12 protein-coding genes are annotated in these 16837 nt (G+C 36.8%); 7 read left to right on the forward strand and 5 right to left on the reverse strand.

All coding sequences use genetic code 11. The features are described from left to right. Positions 1-92: 92 nt before the first annotated feature. A complete protein-coding gene (locus QM491_RS03165) occupies positions 93-1730 on the reverse strand; it encodes an ABC-F family ATP-binding cassette domain-containing protein (protein WP_283325792.1) in 1638 nt (545 codons plus the stop codon). A 279-nt stretch (positions 1731-2009) separates the two neighbouring features. On the opposite strand from QM491_RS03165, the gene rpsU reads away from it, so the two are divergent. Both rpsU and QM491_RS03175 read left to right on the forward strand, forming a co-directional pair. Then, positions 2010-2204, forward strand: a complete 195-nt coding sequence (gene rpsU, locus QM491_RS03170) for a 30S ribosomal protein S21 (RefSeq protein WP_095160389.1) — start codon at positions 2010-2012, stop codon at positions 2202-2204. Between the two features lie 94 nt (positions 2205-2298). Further along, complete coding sequence (locus QM491_RS03175) at positions 2299-3186, forward strand: tyrosine-type recombinase/integrase (protein WP_166551783.1); 888 nt, start codon at positions 2299-2301, stop codon at positions 3184-3186. A gap of 139 nt (positions 3187-3325) precedes the next feature. Here the strand turns inward: QM491_RS03175 and QM491_RS03180 are convergent, their stop codons facing one another. Both QM491_RS03180 and QM491_RS03185 read right to left on the reverse strand, forming a co-directional pair. Then, positions 3326-4849, reverse strand: coding sequence for a P-loop NTPase family protein (locus tag QM491_RS03180; RefSeq protein ID WP_283325793.1), 1524 nt, complete (start codon positions 4847-4849; stop codon positions 3326-3328). Between the two features lie 231 nt (positions 4850-5080). Beyond that, positions 5081-6199, reverse strand: coding sequence for a vWA domain-containing protein (locus tag QM491_RS03185; protein WP_283325794.1), 1119 nt, complete (start codon positions 6197-6199; stop codon positions 5081-5083). A 397-nt stretch (positions 6200-6596) separates the two neighbouring features. Between QM491_RS03185 and thrA the strand changes: the two genes are divergently transcribed. The 4 genes from thrA (at position 6597) to QM491_RS03205 (ending at position 12380) form a co-directional block, all read left to right on the forward strand. Beyond that, positions 6597-9053, forward strand: a complete 2457-nt coding sequence (gene thrA / locus QM491_RS03190) for a bifunctional aspartate kinase/homoserine dehydrogenase I (protein ID WP_283325795.1) — start codon at positions 6597-6599, stop codon at positions 9051-9053. A gap of 259 nt (positions 9054-9312) precedes the next feature. Next, positions 9313-10716, forward strand: coding sequence for an AAA family ATPase (locus tag QM491_RS03195; protein WP_283325796.1), 1404 nt, complete (start codon positions 9313-9315; stop codon positions 10714-10716). A gap of 3 nt (positions 10717-10719) precedes the next feature. Next, entirely contained in the window at positions 10720-11394 is a 675-nt protein-coding gene (locus tag QM491_RS03200) for a DUF4276 family protein (protein WP_283325797.1), read from the forward strand. A 50-nt stretch (positions 11395-11444) separates the two neighbouring features. Beyond that, positions 11445-12380: a homoserine kinase gene (locus QM491_RS03205; protein WP_283325798.1), complete on the forward strand. Its 936-nt coding sequence runs from the start codon at positions 11445-11447 to the stop codon at positions 12378-12380. 241 nt (positions 12381-12621) lie between these two features. Here QM491_RS03205 and QM491_RS03210 read toward each other — a convergent pair whose 3' ends face one another. Further along, the gene (locus tag QM491_RS03210) at positions 12622-12984 is read right to left on the reverse strand and encodes a VanZ family protein (RefSeq protein ID WP_283325799.1); all 363 of its coding nucleotides are present in this window, start codon (positions 12982-12984) and stop codon (positions 12622-12624) included. Between the two features lie 151 nt (positions 12985-13135). Between QM491_RS03210 and QM491_RS03215 the strand changes: the two genes are divergently transcribed. Next, positions 13136-14746 (forward strand): beta-N-acetylhexosaminidase, encoded by a 1611-nt coding sequence (locus QM491_RS03215; RefSeq protein WP_283325800.1) that lies wholly within the window; start codon positions 13136-13138, stop codon positions 14744-14746. A gap of 76 nt (positions 14747-14822) precedes the next feature. On the opposite strand, the gene QM491_RS03220 is transcribed toward QM491_RS03215, so the two are convergent. Then, positions 14823-16514: an ATP-binding protein gene (locus QM491_RS03220; protein ID WP_283325801.1), complete on the reverse strand. Its 1692-nt coding sequence runs from the start codon at positions 16512-16514 to the stop codon at positions 14823-14825. Between the last annotated feature and the right edge of the window lie 323 nt (positions 16515-16837).

Genomic DNA, 16837 nt, shown 5'->3' on the forward strand with positions numbered 1-16837 from the left:
CATTAGGCAAATAGTTTTTAGATAACCACAGATTAATATTACTGAATGCCGATAGCTGGAAGCCGACTGCCTAATATGTTATGCACTCATATTTACGCCTTTCTTTCAATGTCTCTTAAGTTCTCCATTTTCTTATTTCTCAAGAAACCATTAATATCCTCCAAATGCTCTTTAACTCGTTTGTTACCAAATTCGAAAACTTTGGTAGCCAAGCCATCCAAGAAATCACGGTCGTGAGAAATCAAGATAATTGTACCCTCAAATGCCTTGAGAGCTTCTTTCAAAATATCCTTGGTTTTAAGGTCAAGGTGGTTGGTAGGTTCATCCAGAATCAACAAGTTTACTGGCTCCAATAACAACTTAATCATAGCCAAACGAGTTCTTTCTCCTCCTGAAAGTACTTTTACTTTCTTCTCGATAGCGTCGCCACTAAACATAAATGCACCGAGGATATCCTTGATTTTGGTACGAATCTCTCCTACTGCAATATTATCAATCGTTTGAAACACTGATAATTCTCCATCCAATAAAGCCGCTTGATTCTGAGCAAAATAACCAATCATCGAGTTATGACCGATTTTCAAATCACCTTCGTGTTCGATTTCGTTCATAATTGCTTTGACGAAAGTTGATTTACCTTCCCCATTTTTCCCTACAAAAGCTACTTTTTCGCCTCTTTCGATGGTCATTGAAACATCTTTGAATACCAAATAGTCGTCATAGCTTTTCGCAACACCCTCTGCAATTACAGGATAGTTACCAGAACGTGGTGCTGGTGGAAATTTTAGGTTCAACGCAGATGTATCTACTTCGTCAACCTGAACAATATCCAATTTCTCCAACATCTTCACACGTGACTGCACCTGCAAAGTTTTTGAATAAGTACCTTTAAAACGCTCGATAAACTCTGTCGTTTCAGCAATCATTTTTTGCTGTTCGCTAAATGCTTTTTGTTGTTGCTCCAAACGCTCTTTACGCAGTTGTTGGTATTGCGTATAATTTACTTTATAGTCATAAATTTTACCCATTGTCAACTCAATGGTTCGGTTGGTGATATTATCGACAAACGCTCTATCGTGAGAAATTACGATAACAGCTTTGGCACTATTCAACAAAAAGTCCTCAAGCCATTGAATCGACTCGATGTCCATGTGGTTGGTTGGCTCATCTAGCAAAATCAAATCAGGATTTTGGAGTAAAATTTTTGCCAACTCAATACGCATACGCCAGCCACCACTAAATTCACTAGTTTGGCGTTGAAAATCTGAACGCAGGAATCCTAAGCCCAACAAGATTTTTTCAACCTCCGCATCATAATTGATTTCTTCGATAGAGTAATATTTTTCACTAACCTCAGAAACGCGCTCGATAATCGCCATGTATTCGTCAGATTCGTAATCAGTACGAGTTTCGAGTTGGTGATTTAACTCATCGATTTCGGCTTTCATACTCAAAACATTTGAAAATGCCTTTGAGGTTTCTTCAAATACCGTTGAGTTGTCTTCTGTCAACAAATGTTGAGGCAAATAAGCGATAACAGCATCAGCTGGCTTCGAGATTTTACCACGTGTTGGCTTGTCTACACCTGCAATAATTTTCAACAAAGTGGATTTACCTGCTCCGTTTTTGCCCATCAAGGCGATTTTATCTTTTTCGTTGACGTTGAATGTTACATCACCAAATAGCGCACGACCGCCAAACTCTACTGTTACGTTATCTACAGAAATCATATATAAAAAATAGCCTATTTTACATTTTTGGCTATTGCCTTTTGAAGTTGTTATGTGTATCGAGAAAATTCTAGCATACAAAGATAAGGTTGATTTATGAATTCTTCGGGAGAAAAGACTTCCGAATTGAAAGTATTCTTTTGACAGCATATTTAAACCCATACAATGTAAAGGTCTTGAAAAAGCTCAGGTTTGTTTGATAAAAACCCTTGACAATAAAATTGAAAATACTTATCTTTGCACCTCAATTATAATATAGGCAATAAACAAACAAACAATATGCTGATTATCAACGTAAAAGAAAACGAGTCAATCGACAAAGCTCTTAAAAGATTCAAGAAGAAATTCGAAAAAACTGGTGTAGTTAAAGAACTTCGCAGACGTATGGCATTCGAAAAGCCATCTGTAGAGCGTCGTACTGAAGTAATTCGTGCTTCATACAAGCAAAAAATGTACGGTAACTTAGAGTCTTAATTAACGTTTGATTTCATTTCATAATGTTATCATTTAATCGCGAATTAAGCCGATAACCGTTCAGCATTCATAAAAAATTGACTATCTTAGAATCATGAATTCAGAGATAGTCAATTTTTTTTTAGCCTACATACAACACGAAAAACGTTGTAGCGATCACACCACTACGGCTTATCGCAATGATATGTCGCAGTTTAGTCATTACCTTGCCAACACTTACGATTTTCATCATCCTCAACTTGCCGACCACCAAATGATTCGTTCATGGGTGGTATCTCTTTCGGAAGCCAAACTCGACAGTCGTTCGATTAATCGAAAAGTGGCTACGCTTCGCAGCTTTTATAAATTTTTACTTTTCAAGAAAATCATCGACCAAGACCCTATGCGTAAGGTTGTGGCTATGAAAACAGCTAAGAATATTCCTACGTTTGTGCGAGAAAGCGAGATGGAAATGCTATTGGACCAAGTCGAGTTTCCAGAAGACTTTGAGGGTGTTCGTGACAAACTCATCATGGAATTGCTCTACGGTTCGGGTATTCGTCTATCAGAACTTATTGAGTTGGAAGTAAAAGACATTGATTTTTACCAACACACAATTAAGGTTTTAGGAAAAAGAAATAAAGAAAGGATTGTGCCTATTCACGCCAATCTCTCAGCACAGATAAAAGAATATATTGAAATAAGAGATAGAGAAGGTTTTCAACATCATTTGTTGATTGTAAGCAATAAAGGCGAACAAGGTTATCCTGTGATGATTCAACGAATTGTCAAAAAATATCTGTCTTTGGTCACGAGCTTAACCAAAAAATCCCCTCACGTATTGCGTCACTCTTATGCTACGCATTTGTTGAATAATGGCGCTGACTTAACAGCTATCAAAGATTTGATGGGACATACTTCCTTAGCAGCCACGCAAGTATATACTCATAACTCGATGGAAAAGCTAAAAAAGATATATGAGCAGGCGCATCCGAAAGCCTAATTTAGTGGGTTGTAATTGAGTGTATGAGTGATTAATTTAAAATTTGTATTCTGGCAGTAGAGACGCAATGATTGCGTCTCTACTGATATAATGAATGTTAAAACAATCACTCATGCACTCAATCACAAATCACTCAATACTATTCTTCATCTTCAAATTTGAAGTTATCCAAATCGAACAACGAATCAGTCAAGTCTTTGAATTGTAGACCTTGATCAAGCGTTTTCTTCGAAATCATAGAGAATTCTGAAAGTCCGTGCAATACGAATTCCATCATAAATAATTTTTCACGACCTTCGAATGTTGGATAAATTTTTTCTACCAGTTCATCCAAGCCATCAATAGTTCTCAATCTTGATGAATAGTCAGCATCTGAACTATCATTGAAAATATCGATGATATTACCATCCATAAACCAGTCGATAATTGGTTTGTATGGATTTTTACCAGCTTTGTCTTTCGCTAATTTTTTGATTTTCTCAGGATCTGGGAAGAAGTTCAAAAACTGCGCACGAATGGCCTTACCTACTAAGTTTTGTGCCACGATTACAGGTCCTTCTACTTCGCCTTCATACACTAATTCTACTTTGCCACAAACCGCAGGAATTACTCCTACTAAATCGGCAACACGTACATAGGTTTTTTCTTCTCCACTCAATAACGCACGACGCTCAGCGGCAGAAATAAGGTTTTCATAAGCCGAAATAGTCATTCTTGCCGATACCCCAGATTTGGCATCTACGTACTCTGATTGACGAGCTTCGAAAGCAATTTGTTCAATCAAATCCTCCACTAAAGCATTGGTTGTCACTAATTGTTCTTGCTCAGGTTTGATATTAGCTTCCTGCAAAGTAATACGCTTACCGATTTCTAAAGTCTTTGGGTAATGCGTAACAATCTGAGAATCAATACGGTCTTTAAGTGGTGTTACAATTGAGCCACGGTTGGTATAATCCTCAGGGTTGGCAGTAAATACAAACTGGATATCCAAAGGCAAACGCAATTTGAATCCACGAATTTGAATATCACCTTCTTGCAAAATATTAAACAAAGAAACTTGAATACGAGCCTGTAAATCAGGCAATTCGTTGATTACAAAAATTCCACGATGCGAACGAGGAATCAAACCAAAGTGAATTACACGCTCGTCAGAATAAGGCAATTTCAGCGTTGCTGCTTTAATCGGGTCGGCATCGCCAATAAGATCGGCAACAGATACATCTGGTGTCGCTAATTTTTCGGTATAGCGGTCGTCACGATGCAACCATGAGATAGGTGTAGCATCGCCTATTTCATCAATCAAATCTTTGGCAAAGCGTGACAGCGGTTGTAATGGGTCGTCATTGAGTTCTGAACCTTCTACGACTGGCACATATTCGTCCAAAAGATTGACCATCAAGCGAGCAATACGAGTTTTGGCTTGTCCACGCAAACCTAATAGGTTAATATGATGTTGAGAAAGAATCGCACGTTCAATATCAGGAATTACTGTATCTTCATAGCCCCATATTCCATCGAATACTTTTTCTTTATTTTTTATTTTTTGAATCAAGTTATCACGCAACTCTTGCTTGATAGATTTTACCTGATAGCCTGCTTTTTTTAGTTCACCAAGGGTTTTGATAGCGAGCAATTGTGTTGCTGAAAGATTTTTGTAAGACATAAATTATTTTTGATTTTGGGATATAGGCGAATTTTCAATCGATTTCCAAAGTATTCCGCCATAATTCGACCACTTATTTATCTAATTCTGCCGTTCACATACATTTGAGTGCGGCGATACTTAACATTCGGTAATTTTGAAAGGTATTAACCTCTTTATCTAAAATTCAAAATGAAGCTCCTTTCTGCTTAATCTCAACCTAGCAAGCCTCTACTTTCGAGTAGGGGCTTTTTATCTTACGTCTTTTCGGCGGTTTCGCTGATAATCTTCAAAGATAAATTCACCCAAACCCTTCAAAGAAGAATAATAGGCACGACCATTGTTGGTTTTAGTAAACTCTTGTACAAACTCTTTGAGATACTGGTCACGTGCAATCATAAAAGTTGTTACTGGAATTTTCAAACGACGGCACTGAGCAGCGAGCGTGAGGGTTTTGTTCAAAATCTTTTTATCCAAACCAAAACTATTTTTATAATAACGAATGCCTTCTTTTAAACAAGTAGGTTTGCCATCGGTAATCATAAAAATCTGTTTGTTTTTGTTTTTTCTTCTACGCAACAAATCCATCGCTAATTCTAAGCCAGCTACGGTATTGGTGTGATAAGGCCCCACTTCCAGATAAGGTAAATCCTTTACCTGAATCTGCCAAGCGTCATTTCCGAATACGATTACGTCGAGGGTATCTTTGGGATATTTGGTCATAATAAGCTCCGAAAGCGCCATAGCGACCTTTTTGGCAGGTGTAATTCTATCTTCACCATACAAAATCATCGAGTGCGAAATATCAATCATCAACACCGTAGAGGTTTGAGCTTTGTATTCCTTATCCATGATTTCGAGGTCATTCTCGGTCAACATAAAGTTCTCAAAACCATTGTTGATTTGCGCATTTCGAATAGACTCCGTCATGGCGATTTGTTCTAAAGAATCGCCAAATTGAAATTCCCGACGGTCGGTATTCATTTCGTCGCCAGTACCTTGGTAAGGCGTGCGGTGATTGCCTGAGTTACCAGTTTTTTTGAGTTTCCCAAAAATTTCATCTAATGATTGTTTTCGAATACTCTGTTCGCCTTTAGCCGAAAGGATTTGCGACTGTTGTCCATTTTCGTCTTTTTCCTCACGGATGTATCCTTTTTCTTTGAGGTCTTCAATAAAATCGGCAATACCGTAAGAGTCATCTGTAAGGTTGTATTGTTTGTCGAGTTGGGTAAGCCAAGCCAGTGCCTCCGAGACATCGCCCGAGGTCATGGTGACCAATTGATTGAAAATATCTAACAATTGGTCGAACTTAGCTTTTTTCCCTTCTTCTTGTTCTTGCGGAACAAATTCAGAAAAGCGGTATCCGAGCATGCGTGTTTTAGAGCTAGTTGAAGGTTTGATAAAGGTAATTCCGAATGTCCTAACTCAGGGCGATTCAAAATTTTATACTTATGAAACAAATTTTTGAGCGTTGAGGTTTCCAGAATTTAACTTCTGAAATAGGCATAAAGCAAAATATTTTAGTTAGGCATAAGATTTAATCATTTATTTATACCGTTATTTTACTATTTAGCAGGAAAAATATTCTATTTGCCCCCTAAAATCCCCAAAGATTATTCTTGGAAAAGCTTTCCGAAAGGTCAAATCATATCAAGGCTTTATCTATATTTGTACTCCATTATAAACATTTAAACTGCTGTTGTAAAGCAGAAGCGTGCTTTTTAAGAGGCTTTTACACCAACTTATCAAGCAGCATCTTTACCAAAATATGAAAGTATTAAAATTCGGAGGAACGTCTTGTGGAACCATTGATAGTATTCAATCAGTTCTAAGCATCATCAAGGGAAACCTTGAAAAAGGAGAAAAAATCGCCGTAGTATTCTCGGCAATGGGTGGAGTAACCAATCAACTTATCGAAACAGGCAAAAGAGCTTCTGTAAGTGATTTAAGTTATTTTGACCTTGTAAAGGCTATCGAAGAGCGTCACTTTAATGTAGTTAGAGCGCTTATTGATGTAAAAGCCCAATCTAAAGTATTTGCCAATATCCGAACGATTATCAACGAGCTCGAGGATTTATTGAAAGGAGTATCGTTGATTCGTGAGATTTCTTCTCGAACAGCCGACCTCATCGTGAGTTTCGGTGAACGTCTTTCGACTACTCTCATTTACGAAATCCTACATGCACAAGGCGTAGATTGTCAGTTTTTGGACGCCCGCAAAGTGATTCGTACCAACGATACTTTTGGTATGGCTGAGGTAGATTTTGATACAACAAATCGTTTGATTCAAGAACATTTTGCCAAAACCAAATCACTACAGTTAATTACAGGCTTTATTGGTTCGACAGACAAAGGCGAAACTACAACTTTAGGACGTGGTGGTTCTGACTATACAGGTTCAATATTTGGTGCAGCCCTCAACTCTGAGGAAATCGAAATTTGGACAGATGTAGATGGCATGATGACCGCTGACCCTCGTAAAGTAAAAAATGCTTTTACGATTCCTACAATTACCTATTCGGAGGCAATGGAATTGACGCACTTTGGTGCTAAAGTGATTTATCCGCCTTCGTTGCAACCAGCTTTTGCCAAAAATATTCCGATTCGAGTACTCAACACTTTCAATCCTAGCTTTGTTGGCACAGTTGTAAGTCGCCAAGCCGAGCCAAGCGAGTATATTATTACAGGTATTAGTTCGATTGATAACCTTGCTTTGGTAAATCTTCAAGGTTCAGGGATGATTGGTGTTGCAGGGGTTTCTGGAAAGCTGTTTACGATTCTAGCAAAACATAAAATATCAGTGGTATTGATTTCTCAGGCTTCATCTGAGCACTCAATTTGTTTTGCCATCGACCCACAATATTCGCAACAAGTACGTCAAATTCTGGAAACAGAATTTGCGAGTGAAATTGCCATTGGAGATATTGAAGGAGTAGACATCCAAGAAAGCCTTTCGGTAATCGCTGTTGTCGGTGAAGGTATGCGTCATCATACAGGGGTGAGTGGTAAACTTTTCTCGGTATTGGGTAAAAATGGTATCAACATCGTAGCTACAGCACAAGGTTCTTCTGAGCTGAATATATCGGTAGTTATTGAGAAAAAAGATATTTCCAAAGCACTCAATGTTATCCATGACACTTTCTTCTTCTCGCAAGTCAAAACACTCAACTTATTCTTGGTTGGTACAGGTCTGATAGGAAAAGCGCTTTTAAACCAATTGAAAGGACAAGCTAATTACCTATCAAAATACCGTGGTTTGAAAGTAAATTTAGTCGGTGTAATGAATTCCAGAAAGATGCTCGTAACAAGCGATGGCATTTCGATGGATTCGTGGCAAGAGACCTTGGACGCTATGGGTAAGCCCGCAGAACTTTGGGCTTTTGTAGAAGAAGCTAAACGCCTGAATTTACCAAACTCCGTATTTGCAGATTGTACAGCCGATAAGAATATCCATAATTATTACCTTGGTTTGTTTGAATCAAATATTTCGGTAGTTACACCAAACAAAGTAGCCAACTCTGGACGATATGAAGACTACGCCTTATTACACAGAACCGTGTTGAAAAAAGGTGTTAAATTTTTATACGAAACCAACGTAGGTGCAGGTTTGCCAGTCATCAACACTTTGCAAGGTTTGATTGCTTCGGGCGATAGATTCGAGAAAATCGAAGGAGTACTTTCGGGTACGCTTTCATATATCTTTAATAACTTCAAAAAAGGTGTCAAATTTGCTGACATCGTTCGTGAAGCCAAAGTAAAAGGTTACACCGAGCCAGATCCACGCGAAGATTTGAGTGGTATGGATGTAGCTCGTAAGATTTTGATTTTAGGTCGTGAAATCGGACTAAGATTAGAACCAGAAGACGTAACCATTTTAAAATTATTACCAGAAAACTGTGAAAAAGCCCCAACTGTAGAAGACTTTTTCAACGAACTGGAAGTATCCAATAGTTATTTTGAAACAATGGTTGACGAAGCCGAAGCCAAAGGCGAAGTACTTCGTTTTATCGCAACACTCGAAGACAATAAAATTACGATTGGGGTAAAAAGCATCGGCAAAACGCATCCATTCTATATGATGGATGGCGCCGACAACGTAATTTCATTTACCACCAAACGTTACCACGACCGCCCATTGGTCATCAAAGGACCAGGCGCAGGTGCAGAAGTAACCGCTTCGGGGGTATTTGCCGATATTGTTGCAATAGGAAGCTATTTGGCGTAAAGTTTCCTTTAACCCTAAATGCTTGTAACATGATATTGAAACTATTAAAAATCGAAAGAGTTAACAAAAGTGAGTCTTCTAAAAATTCCTCAGTATAAGACTAAATAATTTTATTCTTTCTAATTTTATAAAAGTAAGTTAGCAGATAAATTAGCCGTTGAATATATTGAATATAACTAAAGACCTTACGTTCAATTATTTCTTTATCTTCTGCTAGTTTCGATTTTCAATATTCACAGCAATTGTACTTAAAAGAGCAATGATAACATATATAAAGATAGATGGCTTTAAATCCTTTCAAAACTTTGAAATGGAATTTACACCCTTTACTGTGATTGCAGGAGCGAATGCTTCTGGAAAAAGTAATCTCTTTGATGCTTTAACATTGTTATCTCGATTAGCCGAAACAGATAATTTAAAGCGTGCTTTTAGTGAGCAAAGAGGTGAATTTATTGAAATGTTTACTCAATATGGAGATGACAAGTATGCTTCTGAAATTCAGTTCGTAGCTGAAATGTTAGTAAATAGAAATGTCAAAGACGCTTGGGGTAATGAAACAGAGTTAAAATATACGCGACTTAGATATGAGTTAAATATCAGAAGATTTAAAAGCCAAACTGGTATTGAAGAATTAGAGGTTAATTATGAAAAACTATTAAAACTCAATCACCAAGAAGATGATTGGATTAAACTTATCCCAAGAGTAAAATTGGAATACTGGAGACCTAAAGTTGGAACAGGGAAAAGAGGCATTCCATATATAGATACTGTGTATGAAGACGCTATTCCTACAGTTCTGGTTCCTCAAGATGGGTCACAAGGAGGAAATAAAAGACGGTTTCCTTTAAAAAATGCTACAAGAACTGTTTTAAGTAGTTTTGATACTATTGATTTCCCTCATGTTCTAGCAGCAAAAGAAGAAATGAGAAGTTGGAAGTTTCTACAGCTCAACCCTGAAGATTTAAGACAAGCGACGAGTAAAAACAGAGGAGGGGACAGTATAACAACAAGTGGTAAAAATTTAGCTGCGGCTCTGTTCAGAATTAAACAAATAGATGAGTATTCACTCAAAGAAATTTCAAGAAAACTTAATACATTTCTACCTAATTTTACAGAGGTTGATGTTATTGATGATAATGAAAACAAGCAATATTTAATTAAATTAAAGGATGTCGATAAAAAAGAGTTTTCTTCAAGGGTACTTTCAGAGGGAACCTTAAGGATATTAGCTTTATGCATTTTAGAATTTGATGATAGGCACACAGGACTACTTTGTTTTGAAGAACCTGAAAATGGAATTCATCCCTTTCGTATTAAGGCAATGACTAATCTTTTGAAAGATTTAAGTATTGATTTTAATGATATTGATTTACCATTACGACAAGTAATAGTAAACACTCACTCTCCTGTTTTAGTAGGAAATATGTTCGAGTGGGAAAATAACCCTAACGTCAGTATATGGTATGCTCAAATGAGAACCAGTATTTCAGATGTCAACGGAGAAAGACTCAAAATGAATATTACTAAAATAAACCGTGTCATTAGGCTTGAAAATGGTCAAACTACTTTAGAATTTGCAGAAAAAGAGAGAAAGTTGACCTTATCTACAGTTAAAGATTATCTACAAACTGCTGATTTTGAAAACACAATTAATACGCTCTAATTTATGTCTAACCTAATTGTTGCTGGACTCTTTGCTGAAGGTTCAACTGATATTCGTTTTTTGGAGAGTGTAGTTATAAAAACTTTAGAGGACGTAGCGTTTGAATGCCAAGGACAAATTGAAACAGAAGTAAAAGCTATTGAGATAAATAAAACAGGTCTTGGCTTTGTTGACCAAGTACTAGAAGCTTCTCAAAAAGGACTTAACGATTTTGGGATAATGCTCCTTTGTGTACATACTGATGCTGATGATTCCGATGACTCAAATGTAATGGAAGCTAAAATTCGTCCAGCTATTACTAGTTTAAATGAAACAAATGAAGCAGAATTTTGTAAAATACTAGTATCTGTTATCCCTGTCCACATGACAGAAGCATGGATGTTAGCAGATAAAGAGTTATTGAAAAGTGAAATTGGTACGCAAAAAACTAACGTTGATTTAGGAATTCATTCAGCGCCAGAAAGTATTGCTGATCCTAAAGGAACTATAAATAATGCTATTCGGATTGCTCAAAGTGATTTAACGAGAAGAAAAAGGAATAGAGGATTAGATATTTCTGAATTGTATCAAATTATAGGTCAGAAGATAGATTTGAGCAAATTAGAAAACCTAGATTCTTTCCGTCAATTTAAAGAAAACTTAAAAAGTGCATTCAGAGAATTAGGCTTTTTGCACTAGTTGATATACGCAGTGTTGATAATTTAATTTTCTGTGGAAAAAACGAGTTAATGACAAATTCAATAAAAGTATTCGCCCCAGCTACGGTTGCCAATGTGGCTTGTGGTTTTGATATATTTGGCTTTGCAGTAGACAATCCTGGCGATGAGCTAGTGCTGCGCAAAACCAATGCAAAAGGCGTAAAAATCAATAAAATTGAGGGTGACGAAGGTCGTTTGCCTTTGGAAGCAAGCAAGAATACGGCTGGTATTGCCATCATCAAGTTCTTAGAAGCCATCGGTGCTGAATCGCAGGGTTTTGAAATGGACTTGAAAAAATTGATGCCACTAGGTTCTGGATTAGGCTCCTCGGCAGCTTCTTCAGTGGCTGGGGTATTTGCAGCAAATGAGTTATTGGGTCGTCCTTTGGCACAAAAAGACTTATTACCTTTTGCGATGGAAGGTGAATTTATTGCTTGTGGCTCGGCACACGCCGACAATGTCGGACCAAGTTTGATGGGCGGATTTACGGTAATTCGTAGTTATGACCCACTGGATATTATTCAACTTCGTACGCCCAAAGAATTGTATGCCACCATTGTACACCCACATATAGAGGTAAATACCAAGGATGCACGTAATATCTTGAAGCGTGAAATATCATTGAAAAAGACGATTACACAAATGGGCAATGTGGCTGGCTTGGTAGCGGGTTTGATGCTTCCTGATTATGATTTGATTTCTCGCTCGCTAGTTGACGTAATCATTGAGCCTGTTCGTGCGATTTTGATACCTCAGTTTGACGTTGTCAAAAATGCTGCACTTGAAAATGGAGCACTTGGCTGCTCTATCTCTGGCTCTGGCCCTTCGATGTTTGCTTTGTCAAAAGATTTTGACACGGCTCAAAAAGTTGGCAGAGCTATGCAAGAAGGTTTTGCAAAAGTAGGTATCGATTCGGATTGTTATGTTTCTGGAATCAACCAAGCGGGACCAGTTGTGATAGGCTAGATTAATAATTGAGTGAATTGTGATTGAGTGCATGAGTGATTATATAAAAATTTGCATTCTTGCTGTAGAGGCGCAATGATTTGCATCTTATAACGAGCACTATAGTATCAAAAAAGCGGTCGGAAATTGTTTTTCGACCGCTTTTTTTGATGAATCGTTATCAAGTTATATTAATTTCCAAAATCAGAATAGTTCATTTTTATTCGGCTATAAACAGTAATATATTTCCGACAAAACCCTTTTATCCTTGTTTGAATATCTTGGAAAATAGAATGGCTAACGATATTCCGAGTAATACCCCAATAAAATCTGCAAGAACATCTGCTAAATCGTAGGCTCGATGAAAAGATGCTGGCAATAAGTATTGCATTATTTCAATACCATAGCCAAACAAGGCTCCTCCCACTGCAACTCCAATAAACGACGAATAAGCATACATTGTTAAAAATGCCCATGCGCCAAATGCTATAAAATGTTGTGTTTTATCATAAAAGTTAAGAGAATGAGGTATTTCCTTTGAAGGAATAGCACAAAGTACAATGATTAGTCCTCCACATAACCAAGACCAAATTTTTTGCTTTAACAGTTTATCAATCAGTATCATATTGTAAAAATTAAGGTTTCATATATTATATTAAAATAAATAAGAAATATATTACCTATTTATTAAAATAATTTAAAAATATTCATTTTTACTTATACACTTTGGAGTTTTTTTACCTAACTTTGAATCGTCTTTATCAAACCAATTTTTTATGAAAAAACTATTAACTCTTATTTGTGCTTGTGTAGTCTTTATGAGTTCTGCACAAAATCAATATAATATCGTCCCTTTACCTCAAATGGTGACTCCTCAAAAAGGACAATTCGTGGTAAAAGGAAATACGAGTATTGTTGTGAGTACCAACGACCCAACTTTCAAGCAAGTAGCTTCTATGTTGGCCGACCAATTGGGCGCCGCAACAGGGACTACCCCAAAGGTAGTAATCTCAAATAGCAAGGCTGTAAGCAATAGTATTCAGTTTGTAAAAAATGACCAACTAGCAGAAGAAGGATATACGCTCAATGTTAGTAGCAAACAAGTGAGTATTGCAGCTAGTACAGGAAAAGGAGCTTTTTATGCTCTACAAAGTTTGTTACAATTACTTCCAAATCAAATTTTCAGTAAAGAAAAATCTACTGGTGTAACATGGTCAGTACCTAATTGTTCTATTGCAGATGCTCCTCGCTATTCGTACAGAGGTTTGCACTTGGATGTGGGTCGTCATTTCTTCCCTGTGAGCTTTATCAAAAAATATATTGATTTGATTGCTTTACACAAATTGAACAATTTTCACTGGCACTTGACAGAAGACCAAGGCTGGAGAATTGAAATTAAGCGCTATCCTAAATTGGCAGAAATCGCATCAAAACGTGCACAAACTGTAGTGGGTAGAGCTTACTCTAAGAAATTTGATGGCAAACCTTATGGTGGATATTATACACAAGACGAAGTAAAAGAAGTAGTTGCGTATGCTAAAGCGAAGTTTGTAAATGTAATTCCAGAGATTGAAATGCCAGGGCACTCACAAGCAGTTTTGGCAGCATATCCAGAATTTGGTTGTAATCCTGATAAAATCTATCAAACTGCTACTGACTGGGGTGTATATGAAGATGTTCTTTGCCCAAGAGAAGAAACGTTTCAGTTTTTAGAGAATGTTTTGACGGAAGTAATGGAGCTTTTCCCAAGTGAATATATTCATATCGGTGGGGACGAATGCCCTAAGAAACAATGGAAAGAAAGCCGTTTTTGTCAAGAAATCATCAAACGTGAAAACCTAGGTGATGAGCATGGCTTGCAAAGTTATTTTATCCGTCGTATTGATAAATTTATTACTTCAAAAGGTCGTAAAATGATTGGTTGGGATGAAATATTGGAAGGTGGACTTTCACCAAATGCAATTGTAATGTCTTGGAGAGGAACAGAAGGTGGTATTGCGGCAGCCAAAGAAAACCATGATGCCATTATGACACCTGGTGGTTATGTGTATTTGGATCATTACCAAGCTGACCCTAAAACTGAGCCTTTGGCAATTGGTGGATTTACAACTTTAGAAAAAATCTATTCTTATGAGCCTACTCCAACTGAACTTTCGCCTGAACAACAAAAGCATATTATTGGTGTACAAGCAAACGTTTGGACTGAATATATGCAAACAAGCGATTACGTTGAATACATGGTTTTTCCACGTGCATCGGCATTATCTGAAGTAGCATGGACGAAAAAGGAATTGAAAGATTATAGTAAATTCTCTGAGCGCATGAAAGTTCATGCAGATCGCTTAGAGAAATTGCATGTAAACTTTTTCAAAGGCTTTTTGAAATAAGCCTAAACAAACCAGTAACTCCCAATTTTCTTATAAATAATAAAGGTCAGCAGGATATTCCTCGCTGACCTATTTTTTATTCTTCAGTTACATATCTTAAATGCTGAGCAAGCAATATATACAAATCTTGTGGCGTGTGAGGTTTCAATAAATAATCATTCATTCCTGTACTCAAAGCTAGTTCGATGGTTTCGGTATTATTATCAGCTGAACTGGCAATAATAGGAATATCTGAAAACTTCCGTACCTCTTCCGCAAACTCAAATCCACTCATTTCTGGCATTTGTAAATCGACAATAATTAAATCGTAATGTATTCCAGCATTCAAGGATGCTAGTGCATCTATCGCATTGTTGAAAGTTTTGACTGAAATTCCTTTCTTCTGTAAGCTTCTATTAATGATGATTAAATTTATTTCATTGTCATCAATCGCCATAACATTAAAGCCCTCAAAATTAAAATTAGCAACAGCATCTTTTTTAACTACTTCTTGCTGTACTTGAGCAACTTTTAAATCAAAAAAGAAATTAGATCCTTTACCAACCTCGCTTGTTACCAATATGCGAGTGCCGAACAATTCTAGAATTTTACGAATAATAGCCAATCCCAAACCAGTCCCTCCAAACTGCCGTGTGGTACGACTAGAGGCTTGGACAAACTCTTCAAAAATCTGACTAATAGATTCTTGCGGAATACCAATACCTGTGTCTATGACCTCTATTGTAAGAATATTATCTGTTTTAAGTTGTTCTTTTAGATTAATTTTTATTGTAATGGTACCATTCTTAGTAAATTTTACTGCATTAGATACAAGGTTATTAATGACCTGTACTAGTCTTATGGGGTCTCCTCCTACATAATTCGGGACATTTTCAGCAATCTCAATCAGTATTTTATTACCTTGTTCTTGGGCTCGATGCAAGTTTATACTAGCAATGTTTTTTACCAAATCTCGAACATTGAAGCTAATATTTTCGAGCTGAACTTTTCCTGCTTCTAGCTTACTAAAGTCTAAGATATCATTGATAATCGATAGTAGAGTTTCTCCAGTAAACCTTAAAACATTGAGAGAGTCCTCTTGGTCGGGTCGAGGAGACTCTTCTAAAAGGAGGTCGATATTACCTAAAATTGCATGCAATGGTGAGCGTATTTCATGGCTCATCATAGACAAAAAGGTAGATTTTGCCTTTAATGCTATTTCCAGATTTTCTTTGGCTTCTGTTAAAGCATAATTTTTTTGCTCAAGTCTGTCCTTCGTTTCAGTCAGTTCAAAGGTTTTTTTACGAAGTTCCAACTGCCCCATAGCTTGAGATGCCAAAGCCTTCAATGCAACAATCTGCTCTTCTTCTAAGACTTTTGGGCTACTATCAATAACACATAAAGTTCCTAGAGCGTGACCATTTTCGGCTATTAGTGGAATTCCTGCATAAAAAACCACATAAGGCGAACCTACGGTCAGCGGATTATCCGAAAAGCGTTTGTCTTGTCGTGCATCTTCTATAATAAAAGGACGATCTGGTTGTACAATCGCATGAGCACAAAAAGATAGCTCACGCGGACCTCCATTTCCATCTAGCCCATTTTTAGCTTTAAACCACTGTCGATTTTCATCGATAATGGTAATAGTAGAAATGGGAGTTTGGCAAATTTGAGAAGCAATTTGAACAATATCGTCAAAATCCTTTTCAGGAAGGGTATCTAATATTCTATACGCCTTTACGGTATTTAGTCTTTCTTTTTCGTTTTCTAGTATTGCTGGAACAATCATAACTTTAACCAACCAGATTAAGTAAGGTTTATATAAATGATAGGATGAATAGAACTGTCGAAACTACAAATGGTTTATAAAATCGTGGATACTTAGGAGCACATGAAGCCTAAAACAATGAGTTTAATTAAATATAACAAATTAGCTTAAGAGAGTTTTTTTAATAAATATACAACAAAACGAGTGCTATTTTAGTATATCATTTCAAAATACGTAAAAAGATATTGACTATTTAACCAAATAAATCTACATATAGTAAGCAAAAAAGCGCCAAAGTGAAAAACTGTAGGTTACGATTTATTTCAAATAACTAGATGCTTGTA

Source organism: Flectobacillus longus (assembly GCF_030056705.1).
GTDB classification, from domain to species: Bacteria; Bacteroidota; Bacteroidia; order Cytophagales; family Spirosomataceae; genus Flectobacillus; species Flectobacillus longus.